A 17,592-nucleotide genomic window follows, 5' to 3' on the forward strand; every position below is an offset into this window, starting at 1 on the left:
TAAAATCTAAAATCTAAAATCTAAAATCTAAAATCTAAAATCTAAAATCTAAAATCTAAAATCTAAAATCGATTGACTCGCGCGATCGTCCTTAAGTAAGAAAAAGTTTTAACTGGTATGTCCTTACCCCGCCCAGTCTCAGACACTCTAATTGAACTGTTGAAGCCTGTAGCCTCTGAATTGGGAGAAAGATTGGGAGCAAGCGCTGTCAACGAACGCTATGCAGAAATTGAGCCCTCTGGTTCTTCAGCTTTGAACCAGCAAATCAAAAAAGACCCCCGCTGGATTAAAGCACAAGTGAGATATTTGCAGCGGCAGCAGGCTAGAGAACAAGAATTAATCGCGATCGCCGGCGCAGAAGAAAGGGTAAAAGAAGAACGCGCTAATCGAATTAAGGCACAAGAAGTAAGAGATAAGCGGGCAATTAGCCGACTTTGCCGCGACTTAATGCGGGAATTTCAATCAGAAGCAATTCGAGTTAAGCTGAACGAAATTCAAACTATTTGGGACAGGGACAACTGGTTTTCTAATTTGAGCAGGCAGGAAACTGAACAGATTTTGCAGCAGCAACAGCACCGATTGCTGCTGTTAGTTGCTCCCGCAAAAATTAGCCAAGATTGCCCCGATTCGTTTCGCCACAATCTGAATATCGAGTTGCCGGCTAAGTTAAGAGCTTTTTTGAACCAGCACTACCCCCCGCACGGAGATTTGTGCCCGGTTCAGTTTTACGGAGACTATTTCAAAAAATCCATTTCTGATATTGATGTGGAGCGGTTGCAGACTGTGTTGTCTCCCGTACCGACAGCTATACTGTACAGCGATATCAGCGATTATGAAGTGAATTTTCATGTTGGTTTTTGGGGAGTCATCAATCAGAGCGTTTCTCTAGTAGCGATGCAGCCTTGGAATTGGGAAGAGGTTTATCAACAGTTGGAGGCAGAGGGAAAAGATAGAAAGCTGAGCCTGCGAATTATTCGGCAAATAATTGTGACTATTCACAAGTTATTGGCCGCTTTTTTAGCGGATTTGTATTATTTAAATATCGATTTTACTCACGAACCTCAGTTATTTACATTAGAGGCGGAATTTGCTCAGGAATGGTTTTCTAAAGATTGGGCAAAACCGTATATTGAAACTCTTAAAGAAATTCAGGAGCAGCAGCGAATAGTCTCTAAGGGAGAGATGCGGCGGCTGGCGCTGCGAGAGGCGAAAGCTAGGGCGGAACGCCAGCGTTTGGAGGAGGCTGAACTCAAACGCAGAGAGGAAGCTGAGGCTGCAGCTAAGCGGGTGAAGGAATTAGCTCACAAATTAAAACATCAGAAATGGCGGTGTGTATATACGCTGCCGGGACATTCATCGTTTGTGAATTCTCTGGCGATTAGCCCTGACGGCAAAATTTTGGCTAGCGGTAGTTGGGATAAAACTATTAAGATTTGGAATTTAGAAACAACGGAATTAATTGGCACTCTGACGGGACATTCCGATCGCGTAAATTCGGTTGCTATTAGCTATGACGGAAAAATGTTGGTCAGCGGCAGTTCGGACGAAACAATTAAGTTTTGGAATTTGCACAATGGTGATTTGCTGTGTACTTTTCCGGGACATTCTATGGAGGTGAATTCGGTGGCGATTAACCCGAAGGGCCTGGTAATTGCTAGCTGCGGCGGGGCTGATAATACGATTAAGCTGTGGAATTTGCGGAGTGGTGAGTTGCTGCGGACTTTGAGGGGTCATTCTGATAATGTGAATGCGGTGGTTTTTAGCCCGGACGGTAAAATATTGGCGAGTGGCAGTTCGGATGCGACGAGCAAGGTTTGGGATGTGGAAAGTGGTAAGTTGCTGCGGACTCTTTCGGGGTTGAATGTTGGGGTGAATTCTGTGGCGATCGCGCCGGATGGTCAGATTCTTGCTAGCGTCAGCAATGATTATACGATTAAGCTGCGAAATTTGCAGACGGGCAGTTTGTTGCGGATTTTAAATACTAATTCTGGGAGGGGAAACGGTGTAACGAATTTAGGAACGAATGAGGCGCTGCATATTTTGCAGAATTATGTGAGTCGGGGCGAGTCGGTTGCTATCAGTGGGGACGGTTTGACTTTGGCTAGCGGGTGCGATGATAATACGATTAATATTTGGAATTTGCAGACGGGGGAGTTGTTGACCAGTCTTAAGGGACATTCGGGTACGGTGTACTCGGTGGCGATCGCGCCTTCGGGCAATTTGCTCGCCAGCGGGAGTGCGGATCAGACGATTAAGATTTGGCGCTGCGATTAGTTAGGATCGCGAATTAAATAACTTACAATTTTAATTGTTATTGTGGGATGGGCGTCCCGCCCATCCCACAATCTTGTGGAAGTTATATCGTTTCCGGTTGTATCGGAATGATTTAACCGCAGAGGGCGCAGAGAACGCAGAGGGAGAGAATACAGAGAGGAATAATTCCGATGCTACCGGATTTGATATTATTTAATTCTCATTCCTTAATTGGCAGTCGGGTGTGGGCAGACTATTCCGGTTTTACCCTTACGGGGAGGGGTTTTGAGCGAATTTGAAAAAAAATTGGCTGGGGGGGTTGCGCTAATGACTATAAGTTTGCTATATTAAGTTTCACTGCTGGTGTAACTCAGTTGGTAGAGTAGCTGATTTGTAATCAGCCTGTCGCAGGTTCAAATCCTGTCACCAGCTTTACTCTAAATTCTCTAAATGTTTGTATCTTAAATCCCCGACTTCTTGGAGAAGTCGGGGATTTTGGTATTCTGTTTTTTAAGAAATCAGGAGACTGCACGTGCTGTTTCCCTACAATATTACAATATTATTTTGGGGTAGGGACACCGCACTGTGCCCAAGGCGTGTCAACTTAAGCTGTCAGCCAGCCCAGCCCGTTAGTCAGCCCGCGAGTCCGCCAGGGAATGAATTCCCTGTCTAATAGCGAAAGTCCTCTTAAGAGGACTAAGCTGTTCTGCATTTAAATTGTCTGTCAAAAAACAATCTAACTCTTGTGGGGAGTAGGGGTTGGGCGTCCCGCCCGCCCTGAATATGCAATTTAAAGGCGCGACAGCTTAATGAGTTCTTCAGTCCTCTTAAGAGGACTTTCGCTTTGAGACAGGGGTTTCAACCCCTGTCGGACTTTCGGGCTGACCTTAAGTTGACATCTATGAGCATTGCAGTGTCCTCGGTATCATTCCGGTGCAACCGGAATTGATATCACACAGGGTGCGGCGGCTTTTTTCAACCATTCAATTGTTGCTGCATCAAGTACGGGTTCCAGTTTCTCGACTACAGCAGCATGATAATTATTCAACCATGCTAGTTGAGTCTTTGACAGCCGATCGACATTTATTAATTTGCGCTCAAACGGAATATACGTCAGCGTTTCAAATCCGTACCAAACAGTACCATTTTTGGATGGCATTTCCCTGACAACATAGAGATTTTCGATACGAATTCCGCCCCATCCCGGTTCGTAATATCCCGGTTCGATGCTAGTTACCATCCCGGCTTCCAGGGGATACTGCACAGATTTACTGATGCCGTTTGGCCCTTCGTGACCGGCTAAAAACGCGCCGACTCCGTGCCCTGTACCGTGTCCGTAGTCTAGCTGTTGTTGCCATAATACCGCACGGGCGATCGCATCTAATTGCGCTCCCGTTGTTCCTTTGGGGAATTGCTGCATTGCACAGTTGATGTGCGCGATTAAGACTGTTGTGTAGTGTTCTATTTGTAGCGCCGTCGGTTCTCCGATACTTACTGTTCTCGTATCGTCGGTTGTACCTGCTAAATATTGCGCGCCTGAGTCAAGCAGCAGCAGTTCTCCCGGTTTTAACGTTATTTCAGGGCTGGGGGTTCCGTAATGTACGATCGAGCTATTGGCTCCCGCACCGGCGATCGTTCTAAAAGTTAAAGTCTGAAAATCTGTTTCTTGCTGGTAAAAATTTTCGATGCTTTCTTTGACATCAAACTCGGTCACTACATTACCATTTTCTAGCTGTTCTGTCAACCACTTTAAAGCCAAAGTTTTCGCTCGACTTGCTTTGAAATTGGCTGATTTCATCTGCTCAATTTCTACGGGATTTTTGCGAGCTTTCATCCCTTCTACCGGATGACTCTCAAAAATTATTTCGATGTTGTAAAACTGCGCTTCTTGATGGTTTAATATTAACTGGTACGTGCCTGCTGTGCTGTGTTTCGGATCTAAAAGTACCCGAACTTTATGCGGCAAATTTACGCAAGTTTCTAATGTATGCGGATAGTCTGCGTAGGGAAGCAAAGTTACATCCGCCCGCAATTCTTGCTTGATTTCTAGCGAAATTCGTTCGGGATTTGTAAACAAAAACGCTGAATCTGTGGTGACAATGGCATAGGATATGAAAATGGGAATATGGGGAATATCCGAGCCTCGGAGATTGAACAGCCACGCTATTTGATTCAGGTTGGTAATCGGAAGCACATCAATGTTGGCTTTGTGCATCGCTTCCCTGACTCTGGCTAATTTTTCGGCGGCGGTTTCTCCTGTCAGGGATACAGGTAAGCTAAATATGGGTTCTGCATCAATCGCGGGTAAAGTCTCTGTTGTTTGCCAAGGAGTTTGCGATCGCACTTTGTCTGTCAAATTCTCCCGGATTGCTATGAGTTCAATCTCCGCCGTTGCAAATTTTTTCACCCAATTTTGATATTGCTCTGTCGCTACGGTAAACGGGTCAAAACCCATGCGAATTTTCCTTGATTTTTCGACCGATTCTACAGCCAGTTTTTCTAAAGTTTCAATTAAGGTTAAATTTCCTTCTAAGCCAAGTTTTGATATTTGAATAATTCCAGGATCGACTTGCAATTCGGCTTGTTCGTAATAGCGGGAGTCCACAAACAACCAAGCGGAATCTTTGCCAACCAACAAATCGCCAGCGGAACCCGTAAAACCGCACATCCAAGCCCGCCGCTGCTTCGCTGCTGGAACTGATAAATTTAAGTGTTCGTCAACCGCTGGGATGTAATAGCAATCTAATTCATAATCTGCCATCAAATCGCGCAAGTCTGCCAGTCTTGCAGCGGAGGTATCTTGGATATTTGTATTTGCTTTCAAGTTCGTGGCAACCATTTTGAAATTTCCTATTTTACTTGTTTAAAATTGTCTTCAAACCTTTAACTAATCTCCTAATACCTGCGGTGGCGGTTGCTTTCTCCAAAGCACCGTAAGCAACGCGCAAATAGCAGCCGTTATCCATGCCGAAAGTTGTACCGGGAAGCACTGCTACGCGATATTCGCGAATTAATTGTTCTACTAATTCCATTGTATCGAGTTCAGTATCAACTTTCAAGAAAAAGTAGAAAGCTCCAGCGGCTGGGGAAATTGTACACAAGTTTTGGATAGTATTGAGTTCGTCTAATACGAGTTGGCGCACGGATGCGATCGCCCTTACATAATTATCGCAGTAACCTCTACCAACTTGCAAGGCTCCCAGGGCTGCATACTGAGAAATTACGGGCGGACAAATTAAGATGGTATCTTGAATCTTTCTCACAGAAACGAGCAAGTGTTCTGGTATTACCATATACCCGATCCGCCAACTCGCAAAACCGTAGGCTTTGGAGAGGCTAAACAGAGAAATTGTATGTTCGCTGCTGTTGGGAAAAGCGGCGGGCGAACAGTGTCTGACGCCGTTATAAGTAAAATATTCGTAGGCTTCGTCGCTGATGTGATATATGTTGTGCTGGCGACAAATTTCGTTCACTTCCCGAAGTGCTTCGGCTGAATAAACAACACCAGTAGGATTATTTGGTGAAATGGTAACTATGGCTCGCGTTTTGTCAGTAATTGCTTTTTTTATAGCATCGATATTAAGTTGATAGTTTGCGTCGGTTTCTACTATTACTGGTCGGCAATTTGCCATAATTGCCGCCATTTCGTGGTTAAAGTAATAAGGTGATTGGATAATAACTTCGTCCCCCGCCGAAGTAATAGCGAGAATGGCGTTGGTAAATCCCATGTTGCTGCCGGCGGTAACGACAATGCAGTTGTTGCTATTAATTTCTATGTCGTTATCTGTTTGGAGTTTGGCTGCGATTGCATCCTGTAATTGTGGAATACCTTCGACGGCTTTGTATTTGTGATTGTCGGGATTTGCGAAGAATTCGGGGATTTTGTCAAATGATTCTTGTGGCGGATTGTAGTAAACTACACCTTGTCCTAAAGATATCGTTCCGGGATTTTGGCGAATCAGTTCGCCAACTACGGGAATTATGGGCGACTGTACCGATTGCATTCGAGTGGGGTAATTTTTCATATAATATTTGTTTCTTGGGGGTTTGACTAAATTATAGATTGAAAATAGCGATCGTGCTAAAATGAAATATCAGCTCATAACAGGAGAAAGTTCCTATGTCAACGATGACTGTCAAAGATGTTGAGCAAGTTCAAACCGCTTTTTCCGAAGCTGGTTTAGATTACCAAATTGAACTAGAAGACGGGAGACTTTCAATTATGGGCCCATCTGACATCGTATCCAGTGAAATCAGCAGCCGTCTCATTGCCTTTCTTTTCGCTTGGGTAAATCCCCGCCGTCTCGGACGAGTTTTTGACTCCGCAGGCGGCTTTATTATGCCAGATACTAACGTCAAAGCGCCCGATGTTTCCTTTGTGCGCGCCGCACGATTGCGCCAAAGTCCGCGTTATTTTGGACAGTTGGTTCCCGATTTGGTGGTAGAGATTAAGTCTCAAAGCGATCGCACGCAGCCTATCGAAACCAAGGTTTTGAAGTTTGTTGAGCTCGGAGCGATTGTCGGAATTGCGATCGATCCTGATGCAGAAACAGTGAAGATTTATCGAGCGGCTGGCGAACCACAAATTTTACAAAATGGCGATATCTTAACATTACCAGAACTTTTCCCCGGTTGGGAATTGCCCGTTTCAGAATTGTGGCCTCCTATCTTTACAGAAGAAGAAACACAATTCTAGAAAAACTACCATATATCGCAAAAAGTAGAGACTTAGACTCTTTCAACTTCTATTTTAGAACCTTGGGGGGATTTAGACACTTTAACTTGTGCTGGCAATCTTTCGCCCAATTCTCGAACGTGGGTAATCACTCCAATCAGCCTGTCTCGCTGCCGCAAAGATTCTAAAATTTGAGTAACGCTTTCGAGAGTTTCCGTATCTAAAGTACCAAATCCTTCATCGAGAAACAAGCTGCCCAAGTGAGTTCCTTGAGACAGTTTTTCTGACAAAGCTAAAGCCATTGATAAGGAAGTTGCAAAGGTTTCGCCACCGGAAAGGGTTCGCACTCGTCTAGCTTCGCCGCCGTTCCAATTATCTGTTACCCAGTATTCGCCGTCTTGGTTTTTTAGTTTGTAGCGATTTTCGGTTAATTCTTGCAAAATTAAGGTGGCGCTGCCGACTAATTCTGCTTCTAAATGTTCTAAAATGTACGATTGAAATTCGTTGGATTTGAGATTCTGCGCTAAGGTGTGATAAGTTTGCTCTTGTTCTGTGAAGTTTGTGATTTGCTGTGACAGTCTTTCGGCTTGTTCGAGATTTTGGGCTGCTACTTGAATCCAAGCTAAAAGTTCGGCGCGGTTGTTGTTGGCTTGTTTGAGGTTTTCTTGGGCGGTATGTTTTGCCGTTAGCGCAGCCCTCGGAGAGGATCGCACTTGTGCTAAAGTATTTTCATCGGTAGTTCTGCCTGCGATCGCCTCGCTCAAATCTTTCGCCCGCGTCTCTAACTGAATTTTTGATTCGCGGTGAGAGCGAATAACATTTTCCCATTCTGATTGTTCCTTAACTGTCGCAACCGCTGCTAAAAAAGTATCTTCTGTGAAATCAGCCGCTGTTAATTTTGCTGACCAATCCAGATTTAGCTGCTGTTTCTGGGCTTGGGCTTGCCCAAAAGCTTCTCCAGCTTGTTGCTCTCTCTCTGCTGCTTGAATAACCTTATTTTGAGCAGTTTGATAGGATTTTTCGGCAACTTTCAGCAGATTTGCCAAGTCTTGCTTGTCTTGCTCTAAGACTTTTGCTAAATTAGCATAAGGTTGATATTCGGTAATTTGATAAAGCGCATTTACACAACTTTGGAACTGTTGCTGGCGGCGGTCTGATTCGGCGATCGCATCTTGATATTCCTGCTGTTTAGCTGCTTGAGTCGCCACCGCCAAATTAAATCTTTCCTGAAAATTATCATATTCCAATGATGCCAGTTGGAACTGCTGTTCGGTTTCCCGGTATTGGCGATCGCTCTCTTTAAGGATTGCCAACTCCTGCTGCAACCCCAAGCTTTCCCACTGAGGATTTTCCAGAACTTGAGTGATTTGCTGCTGCAATTCTGCAACTCTATTCGCAGTTAATTCCAGCATTTGAGCAATTTCCGACTCTTTTTGCTGGCAAGCTGAAGCTGTACTTTTTGCCTCAGCAGCCAACCTTTGAGCATCTTGAAAAAGCTGATTTGCCCCCGCCAATTTCTGCCGCAAATCAGCGACATCGACAATATTAGAATCTGGCAAAGGAGGGAGCCGATCGCTCTCAGGATGCACCCCCCCGCACACCGGGCAAGTATCGCCAGAATTCAGCGACATTCTGACAGCAGCAACACTCTCTAAACGTGCCGCTTCCGCATTAGCGGTTTGGGCCGCTTCTAACTCGCGATCGCACTCTTTTAGCCTGAGTTCAATGGCTTCTAAATTAGTGGTAGCCTTCACATAATTTTGTTGAGCTTTTTCCCGATCTGCCAGAGATTTATCCAACTGTTCTTGCTGAGTCTTTTGCTGCTTGGTAATTAGCTGCAATTCCATCAATAAGGGTGAAATTTGCTGCAATTGCTCTAAACGCTTTCCTCCCGGCGCATACTGTTCGAGTTGTGCCGCTGCTTGAGTAACTCGAAAACCAGCGCCTTGAATTTTAGTGTTAGCAGCTTGCAGGTCTTTATCTGCTGCCATAAAAAAGCGCAGTTTTTCCTGTTGAATTTTTTGGGCAAGCGCAACTTCTTTTTCTAATTGAGCGCGCTGTTCTTCATATACTTTAGCAGCAGCTAGAGCATCTTCGCGAGCCTTAATTTGTGGCGCTAGCACCTCTTCTTTGGCTTTGGCCGCGTCAAGTTGCTGCTGCTCTACTGCCAGCTCAGAGCGAGCTTTAATTAACTGCTTTCGCGCGGCCACGGAGGCACTTTCGGCAGTTTCATACTGACGGCGAGCCGATCGCACTAAAGCCCAATCTCCCTGTAAATGATTGGCAGCTTGCGCTCTTTCTAAACGCTGTGCTAAAATTGCAACCTCAGCAGAATTAGCATTTAATTTAGCCAGTTGTTGTTGTAACTCTTGCCAGCGAGCGATTTGCGAAAATAGCTGTTCCTCTTCATCTAGAGCCTTCTGAGCTTTCATAACAGCGCGATCGAACTCAGGCAACTGTTGCTCTAAAATCAAAAGTTGCGATCGTCTTTGATCCACCTCATCAGCCGTCGGCGCACTCAGCTCAGCTAGCTGCCTTTCCACCATTTCCCGTTCCTGTTTCAGCAACTTTGCGAGTTCATTTGTTTCCTTCCGCATCTGCTCAAAAATCTCAAATCCTGCTAGCTGCCGCAAAATTTCCCGGCGTTTTGAAGTATCCCCTTTAATAAACTCATCAAACTTGCCTTGAGGCAGAACAATTGCGCGCGTAAAAGTATCAAAATCCATTCCTAAAATCTGTTCAATGGTATTTTGAACAGCAACGATACTCGTCCCCAAAGTTTCCCATTGGCCATTTTGCCAGTTGTCCAAAATCACCTTATTTTCGGGAGATTTCGGACGGAAACGCCACCGTCTCGTCACCCGGTACTGTGCCGAACCCACAGCAAAACGCAACTGCACTTTTAAATTTTCGCTACCTTGGCTCGCCAAATCACTTACTTGTTTGCCGCTGCGAGTAGTAGTGCCAAAAAGAGCGTAAGTCATGGCATCTAGCAGTGAAGATTTGCCCGCACCTGTAGCACCAGTAATGGCAAACAAATCGAGTTGAGAAAAATCTAAACGCTGTTCGCGGTGGAAGCTGGTAAATCCTTCGAGAATAAGTTCGAGTGGACGCATACTGATTTTAGATTTTAGATGGTGGATTTCTATTACTCTTTACCAGGCAGAGCCTGGTAAGGAATGAGAATTAAATAACTTCCACAAGTTTGTGGGATGGGCGTCCCGCCCGTTCTTTAAGGACGGGCGGGACGCCCATCCCACAATAACAATTAAAATTATAAGTTATTTAATTCGCGATCCTAACACAGATTCGGAGGCTCTGCCTCCAATTTTTCTATTAAAGCGCGAGGCAGAGCCTCTGGATATTTCCAAACGGAGTCGGGAAGTTAATTTGGGATTTTTGATTTGGGATTGTATCTTTTTACCCATTTAATTATTAACTGTTTCCTTAAACTTCTTGTACAAATTTTTAAATTCCTCCAATACTGCCGGTTTTGGTGTCGTTCCCAAGCGGTTTTGATAATAGTTGCAAAACTCTGCTGCCGGATCGAAATTATTGGGATCGATATTAGTTATTTCTGTTGCTTCTAGCGCTGCATCCCGATAGCGCGGTTCAATTAACAGCGCTTGAGAACAGATTTGGCGCACTCGATCGGCAAGTCCGATTTGCGGACTGTCCAGTTCGACAATTACTTTCAAGAAACCCGGATGGTACTGATGAGCTTGTAAAGTTTCATCGAGATTGTCGTTATGACATTTAAGCACTTTTAACGGCTTGTGGCAAGCCACAGGCTTAAATTCCACCTTTGCCTGACTTCCCGGCTCAACTTCTATCAAGCAAAATCCTTTTTCCTGTTCCGCTTCTCCAAAATCTAACTGAATCAAAGAACCGGAATAATAAGCGGGAGAAGTCTCAGAAATTCGCTGGTGAATGTGGATGTGTCCGAGGGCAACATATTGAGCTTCCGGGGGCAGAGTTTGCGATGATAGGAGGTATTTTTCTCGCGTGTAATAAGCGACTTCGGATTTTGCCAATCGAGCGCCGTCAATGCTCATATGTCCCATGAGAATATTGACAGTATTGTCTCTAAACTCTCTGGTTAAATCTTCGAGTAAATATGCTACAATTTCGCGGTAATCTTTTCGGCGATCGGCATCGCCAGACTGCCAGAGAGAATTAGCATCTAACAGTCTTTGTTCGGAAGCAAAAGGCATCGCGCCCACACAAAGTTTACCGCTTTTTGTATTGAGAGTAATCGTGCCGCCGTCGGCGGAAAGCCTGGGTTTGCCTAAAGCGCGAACACCGGCGAGGGAAAGCAATTGCGCGATGCTGTCGATGCGGGATGCCGAATCGTGATTACCGGCGATCGCAATTGCGGGAATTCCTGCCGCTTGGAGTTCGCAGAAAAAGTTATAAGCAATGCGTTCGGCGTAAGCGGGAGGGTTGGGCACGTCGAAAATGTCGCCCGCAACGAGCACAGCATCGACATCCAATGCTTTTGCTTGCTTCAAAATCTGTTCGAGGGCGATCGCAATTTCAAAAGTGCGATCGATCCCTCGAAAACGTCGCCCTAAATGCCAGTCAGCAGTATGAATTATTCGCATAGTACGAGGAGTATTTTGTTTATGTTAACTGAGATGTTGTACCATTTTCAAGAACGGGCAAGATGCCCGTTCCACAAAGAATGAATTTCTTGTGGAACGGGCATCTTGCCCGTTCATAAAAGGCTGATTTAAAATGGTAAAATATTTCATTTTTAATGCTTTGTGCGATCGCGCTATAAATATCTGCCACTGTTTATGCCTCTTCCTGTTCTTGAATTGCTGTTTCAATCTCATCAGAATATGCCTCAGCATAAGCCCAAGCATTCGCCAAATCAGCGGCACGCAGAGTCGGATAGTCTTCTAGGAGTTCAGCCTCAGAAATACCTAAACCGCGAGCATTCACCAGTACCCAAACAGGAATTCGCGTTTGTCTGATGCAAGCATCGCCGCCGCACACGCCGGGAGTCTTTTGAATTCCAGACCAAAATTTTCTTAAACTTTGGGCTAGTAATTCTATAGCTTGAGCCTTCTCTTCGGGAGTTAAAGCTAAGAGTTGCGCTTGCAATTCTTTCAGTGTCGTATTTGCAGTTATTGAGTTCATAAATATTAACTTTTTTTGGCCATACAGGTATTCTAGCACTGGTGGCTAAATCAAAACTTTCATTCAACAGGCTTCACATCGTGAAACCGAGTATAATCAACCACCCGCCCTCCCGTCGCCGATTGCAAAAGAATATCTACAAACCGCATATTACACATAATTTCAGATGCCACAAAAGAATGTCGCGCATGAATAGTTTGCGAAACAGTTTCGTCAATTCCTGTTAACGTAATTACAATTTCTGCTTGCTGTTCCATCAAGTCTTTTGCAGTAAGTTGGTACAAAGGACTGTTCTCATCAATTGCGTGCATAACCGTCCAAGTTAATGCAAAAATCGGAGAGTGACTTCGCACCAATTGCAAATCGTAAAAACGCCGCATAAATTCTCCTTCCGCTGTTACCTCGTCACGGATCAAAGTAGCTCGCTGCTGCGCTTCTAAAATCTGGTTAAAACGCTGATTTGCAGTGCGGTACATCAGAGTCGGAACGCCGTTGAAAGGAGCGATTACAGCTACGCGGCTGAAGATAACTCTGGCTGTTGGTCGAGAAAATCTCGAAAAAGCCAGTCCCGTCACCATTGCTACTCCCCACAAACCAAAAAGCGCTTGGATCGCAACTATAGTATTAGCGTAATCCGTGCGCGGATACATGGCGCCGTAGCCGATCGTCGCCATTGTTTGGATGCTGAAATAAAAGGCATCTGGGAAAGAACCCGGCCGCGCGTTAGCAATGCAATCTCCTCCCGCCAAGTAAGCTAAGGCAAATAAAGAATTCGCGACTGTATAGGAGAGACAAATCAGGATGAAAAATCGAGGCCAAGAAAGAGTTAGCAGCCTGTGGTAGAGGTCGGCAAAATGCAGGCGAGGTACTCCCAACTTGACAATATTTAAGGGGAATTGTCCTTGGCGGCTGACTAAACGAGTCTGTGGCTGCCGATCGCGATTATTTTTCATTGAGATTTGTAACTACCGCTGTGTCAATTTGTAACTATTGTTTTGACTGGGAAAACTTATCCTTTAGACTGATGTCAGATTCTAAAAATTAGGATATCAAGGAAGTTTGAAAATGGTTGAGCTTAACTGGCATGACTATCTCGTTATGGTTTCTTGTGTGGCTTCTATTGCGGGTCTAATTTTGCTGAGCGATCGCAAATCGCAGCCAAGGGACGATCGCACTTTAAGCGAAGAAATCCTAATTAAGATGAGTTTTGTTTACTCAATAGTCTACTCCATGTCTGTCTTTGCCCTAAAGATGCCTCTGCCGGAGGACAACTGGTTGTTGGCAAGTCTGAAGCTGACCACGGTTCTATCTTACTTGTTGACAGTTTCCAGCATACTCAGTCTGCCACTGCAACGCATGGCTGTTCGGCAAGTCGAAGATTAAAAAACGTGAAGCTAAGGTGTCCCGCATCTAAATTGTATTTTTGGGGCGGGCTAAGAGTGCCCACCCCACAAGACTTTGGTTTCAGGTTGTTTGTAAATTTTTAATTCCCGCAGGAAGCTTGACATAACGCGCCCAAAATGGTTCTAGTCGATCTCTGCGGGATTGCAACCAGCCCATATTTTCCTCCATTCCGTTTGCTTCTGAAATCTGAGAAACTATCTTGATAGTGCCAGAAGTCAAGCCCTCAGAATCTCGCATCGGTGCAGTCCAAATACAGACATCAATTGATGAACCGTCTTTCCGCCGCCGCCGACATTCCCTAGCAACTTGCGCTTCCCCTGCCAATTCTGACTGAAACATCGCATAAAAATTTACGTTTTCATCGCTAGGGACGATCGGCAAAAGCTCCCCCACAACCTCAGACTCCTTCCAGCCAAAAACTCGCTCCGCCGCAGAATTCCACACCGTCACCAAAGCATTACTATCAACCCCGACAACTGCCAGCGGCAAAGCTTTAATTAAGCCTTGTAAAACTTGATTGGTTTCGCACAATTTAGCCTCTACCAGCTTGTGTTGTGTGATGTCCTGACAAGCACCATAAATGCCGACAGCGCGGTTCTCGACTTCATCCCACACAACTTGCCGACAATCCCACAGCCACCGGATTTCACCGGATTTGGTGACAATTCGATACTCGCTTACTTCCTTGCGGCTAGATGAACGAAGCTGCATTTGTTCCAGCAGCATTTCTAGGTCGTCGGGATGAATGCAGTCGAATTGTAAACCGCCGGAAGTTGCGATTTCTTTGGGAGTATAACCCGTAATTTTAGTAAAAGCTTCAGTCATCCATTCGCAGGCCCAGGTATTGTCAGGCAATACTTTAAAAGAATAGGCAAAATCTGAAGTCATTTGCGAGAGAATACGGTAGCGCGATTCTGATGCTCGCAGTGCGTTTTCTGCATTTTTGCGATCGGTTATATTTTGAAAAAACACCGACAAACCTTCTTCCGAGGGATAAGCCTCGACTTCAAACCAAATATTTAGCTGCGGGTAATATCCTTCAAATTTAACATTAACGTTCTCAGATACCGCTCTGTAAAACTGCTTGAAAAAAATCGTGTCGGCTGTATCAGGAAACTCATCCCAAATATTTTTACCTATAAGTTCTTGACGCCCTCTTTGCCAGCACTGCTCTGCTTTCGCGTTGAGGTAGGTAAACTGCCACTGGCGGTTGAGCACATAAAAGCCGTCTGTGATTTTTTCTAAGATATTAACGATTTGCTTTTGCGATTTTTCCAAAGCTGCTTCTGAGAACTTGCGCTCTGTGATATCGCGGGAATTGATGACTATGCCGTTGATGCTGGAATCGTGGAGTAAATTGTTACCAATGACTTCTAAATACACCCAAGAACCGTTAGCGTGCCGTTTCCGATATTCTACAGGCGGTGCAATCCCTGGCTGTTTGAGTAATTTTGCCAAATATGCTTGCCAAACAGGTAGATCGTCTGGGTGGATCAAATCGTCTTGGAATTCGCCAATTCTTTGTTCGAGATTGTAGCCTAACATCCGCTCTGCTGCGATCGAATTTTGGTCTCGGATGCGTCCGTCTGCTTCGAGAATTGTCATCAAATCGGAAGAATTTCGCAGGAGACTTTGCAGTCGGGATTCCCCTTTTGTCAGTGCCTGAGTCACCCTTTTGTACAGCATCTGGCTTTGCTCTAACTGCTGCTCTAAATGTCTGATAGTAGCAGCTTGCTGGGCAACTTTAATCTCTAAATTGCTGTTAATTCTTTCTAACTTGACTTGGGATTGTTTAGACAACAAAAGCGACTGAAACTCTGCAGCCAATTCTTGTAAAGATGCGGACAAATGCTCGAAAGTGCTTGTTAAAATCGCCTGTTTATCTACAGGTAGTTGCTCAATATGTCCCTGCAATTCCCGCACGTGTTTCAATAGATTTTGCATCATTGTAGTCAGCGCTCAAACTTATGAAGACTATTTTTTTATATTTCCCATCATAACACCTTGTTTGAGTCAAGTGTCAAAAGAAATAAATCTTGAAGTTTAGCGGTAGAGTTTTAATTTCGATGCCAATCCCTCGGCGCTGACACAGATGGATAATTCCACCAAGTTTGAGCGAACAAAAAAATATTGAGTTCAGTTATATTACTGAAAATAGTTGTGATTTTTAAAGTTTGAATTAAACAGGACTGATATCGTTTCCGCGCTTCATCGGAATCATAATTTTTCGAGTTGCAGCGCGAGCGGGGGCGCTCGCACTGCAACTCGCGAGCGGGACGATCGCACTAATATTCCGGGTTTTTCAACTTCGGTCAATCGATTTTAGAGTTGAAATTTTAGATGGGATAGAGTAAGTAATTTTACGGTGAAGTGCAGAGATTGTGATGCCAGTAGGCAGATTAGGAACAGGCTTTTCGGCCTGTTCCTAAAATCAGGATTTAAAGCCCTTAGAGCTTTTCTTTTTCTCCTGTGGCTTGGATTTTGACTTATTAACTTCGCCTAAAGCTTCCTGAAATAAGTTGTGCAGGTGCAGGGGAACGCTGGCAATTTCCGGGAGTTCGGGTTCTAAGGGTTTTTTAAACTCTTGCAGCAGGGCATCTAAATCGCGATCGATCTGAAAATTAGTCCGCTGCAATACAGTTTGCAAAATTTGTTCTAATTTCGCTGGATTAACTTTAGCTAACCGTTGCCAAATCCAGACATTAATTGCAGGATCTTCGAGATAGTTACGCACCAGCTTTTCGTAACCGGGAACGGTTGAAAAGTCTTCGGCTGCTAGCAGTGCAGTAAATTGAGCGTAAGTAGACAAAAAGGTTTGTCCCCAGCGAGGATGAGAAAGTGCACTCACCTGTTCGGCTTTCTTGAAGCGATCGGGCAATTCGACTTTCGGCATTACCATTTTTGCACTAGCATTGCTGTCGAGCATTACCTCAACTGCTTTAGCATCAGCACCTGCAGCGGCGATGGCTGCTGCTTTGACTTCTTCTCGATCGACTCCGGCATCTTCAACGATATCCGCCAGAGATTTACTTCCATCAACGCCCATATCAGCTAGGCGTTTTTTAGTGATAAATTCCTGAAATTCAGCCAACTGTTTATTCAGGTGATATCCCGATAGCGTCAATTCCTCACTGCCAAAAAATTCGGTAAAATCTTCATGGTACTTTTCTACTGACTGCCAAGCTTGCTCTAACAATTCCGGGGCATCGCTGTATAGGTTATTTTTGTGATTTTGCTTGAAATTACCGATCGCCACCGCCAACTTCGGCTTACCCAATTTCCCCTTCGGGATGGGAGAGCTCGAAAGTATCCACCAGTCATCGGTAAGGGGAGAAATCCGAGCCAGCAAGATTTCTCCTAACTTAAAGCGAGACATTTCTGCAAGAAAATTAGGACTGTTGGGCTTGACAACGTAGTGCTTAGCCGTCAGCCAGTTCATCAGTTCAAACCTGTCGGGGGAAAGTTGAGTGATTTCAAATAAGCCAGTGAAGCTTCTGTGCTCCCAACTTTCGAGCAAGCTACGATCGCTCTCGGTTAAATCCGGCTGACTTTCGACAAATAAGTCGATCGGCGTTTTCTCTCCGACTTTACCTTCGATAGTAAAACTGTCAATCACTTGATTTTGCTGAGCAATATCGTAGCGCTCGCCGGTCGATCGAGCTGCTGCATAAGCTTCCAAAGCTACCGCCAACTCTCCCTCAGCATCCAGCACAAAGTCAATTAAATTTTGCTTGAGTGTCCAAGCTCTTTCCAACATTTCATCCACAAGTAATACCAATTTTGAATGAGAGGATTTAGGTTAACAATTATCGGAATTGAAGCCACCGACGCTTTACGATCCGGCTGCGATTGAAGAAAGCGCATCGCGAACAATGACAGAAATATGCAATCGATGCCTCAGTCCTGAATAAGTTTAATTTTAAGGCTAATAGTCAAAAAAAAATGTTAATCTCAAACGGAAGCATCCCGATTTTGTAAAAAGCATTTTTTAGGAGTGCTAAACTCACGCACAGCAAAGGCTCTACGTCTATAGCGAGTTCTCACAGCGAACAGCCCTGTGAAAGAAAAATCGTCCTGAAAAATGCAATTTTAAGGGAGCATAAAAATACCCTCTC

General features: G+C 44.7%; 11 protein-coding genes and 1 tRNA gene. 4 read left to right on the forward strand and 8 right to left on the reverse strand.

The window, feature by feature from the left end; translation table 11 throughout:
- Window positions 1-117 precede the first annotated feature (117 nt).
- Together QT984_RS20075 and QT984_RS20080 are read left to right on the forward strand one after the other, a co-directional pair.
- Window positions 118-2,274, forward strand: coding sequence for a WD40 domain-containing protein (locus QT984_RS20075; RefSeq protein WP_333056755.1), 2,157 nt, complete (start codon window positions 118-120; stop codon window positions 2,272-2,274).
- 338 nt (window positions 2,275-2,612) lie between these two features.
- A tRNA-Thr gene (locus QT984_RS20080) sits at window positions 2,613-2,685 on the forward strand.
- Between the two features lie 493 nt (window positions 2,686-3,178).
- Here the strand turns inward: QT984_RS20080 and QT984_RS20085 are convergent.
- Both QT984_RS20085 and QT984_RS20090 read right to left on the reverse strand, forming a co-directional pair.
- Window positions 3,179-5,092, reverse strand: a complete 1,914-nt coding sequence (locus QT984_RS20085; protein ID WP_333374767.1) for an aminopeptidase P family protein — start codon at window positions 5,090-5,092, stop codon at window positions 3,179-3,181.
- 16 nt (window positions 5,093-5,108) lie between these two features.
- On the reverse strand, window positions 5,109-6,278 hold the full coding sequence (locus QT984_RS20090) for a pyridoxal phosphate-dependent aminotransferase (protein WP_333056753.1): 1,170 nt from the start codon (window positions 6,276-6,278) through the stop codon (window positions 5,109-5,111).
- A gap of 95 nt (window positions 6,279-6,373) precedes the next feature.
- On the opposite strand from QT984_RS20090, the gene QT984_RS20095 reads away from it, so the two are divergent.
- On the forward strand, window positions 6,374-6,949 hold the full coding sequence (locus QT984_RS20095) for a Uma2 family endonuclease (protein ID WP_333056752.1): 576 nt from the start codon (window positions 6,374-6,376) through the stop codon (window positions 6,947-6,949).
- A gap of 32 nt (window positions 6,950-6,981) precedes the next feature.
- Here the strand turns inward: QT984_RS20095 and QT984_RS20100 are convergent, their stop codons facing one another.
- From QT984_RS20100 to QT984_RS20115, 4 genes are all read right to left on the reverse strand, one after another.
- A complete protein-coding gene (locus tag QT984_RS20100; RefSeq protein WP_333231437.1) occupies window positions 6,982-10,044 on the reverse strand; it encodes an SMC family ATPase in 3,063 nt (1,020 codons plus the stop codon).
- A 312-nt stretch (window positions 10,045-10,356) separates the two neighbouring features.
- On the reverse strand, window positions 10,357-11,532 hold the full coding sequence (locus QT984_RS20105; protein ID WP_333231435.1) for an exonuclease SbcCD subunit D: 1,176 nt from the start codon (window positions 11,530-11,532) through the stop codon (window positions 10,357-10,359).
- 193 nt (window positions 11,533-11,725) lie between these two features.
- Window positions 11,726-12,073, reverse strand: a complete 348-nt coding sequence (locus tag QT984_RS20110; RefSeq protein WP_333209808.1) for a DUF433 domain-containing protein — start codon at window positions 12,071-12,073, stop codon at window positions 11,726-11,728.
- A gap of 59 nt (window positions 12,074-12,132) precedes the next feature.
- The gene (locus QT984_RS20115; RefSeq protein WP_333056748.1) at window positions 12,133-13,026 is read right to left on the reverse strand and encodes an ion channel; all 894 of its coding nucleotides are present in this window, start codon (window positions 13,024-13,026) and stop codon (window positions 12,133-12,135) included.
- A gap of 112 nt (window positions 13,027-13,138) precedes the next feature.
- On the opposite strand from QT984_RS20115, the gene QT984_RS20120 reads away from it, so the two are divergent.
- The gene (locus tag QT984_RS20120) at window positions 13,139-13,456 is read left to right on the forward strand and encodes a hypothetical protein (RefSeq protein WP_333056746.1); all 318 of its coding nucleotides are present in this window, start codon (window positions 13,139-13,141) and stop codon (window positions 13,454-13,456) included.
- A gap of 81 nt (window positions 13,457-13,537) precedes the next feature.
- Here QT984_RS20120 and QT984_RS20125 read toward each other — a convergent pair whose 3' ends face one another.
- Complete coding sequence (locus tag QT984_RS20125) at window positions 13,538-15,424, reverse strand: PAS domain S-box protein (protein ID WP_333056745.1); 1,887 nt, start codon at window positions 15,422-15,424, stop codon at window positions 13,538-13,540.
- A gap of 484 nt (window positions 15,425-15,908) precedes the next feature.
- Entirely contained in the window at window positions 15,909-17,243 is a 1,335-nt protein-coding gene (locus tag QT984_RS20130) for a hypothetical protein (RefSeq protein WP_333056743.1), read from the reverse strand.
- Between the last annotated feature and the right edge of the window lie 349 nt (window positions 17,244-17,592).

Source organism: Microcoleus sp. Z1_B2 (assembly GCF_036700325.1).
Lineage (GTDB): Bacteria > Cyanobacteriota > Cyanobacteriia > Cyanobacteriales > Microcoleaceae > Microcoleus.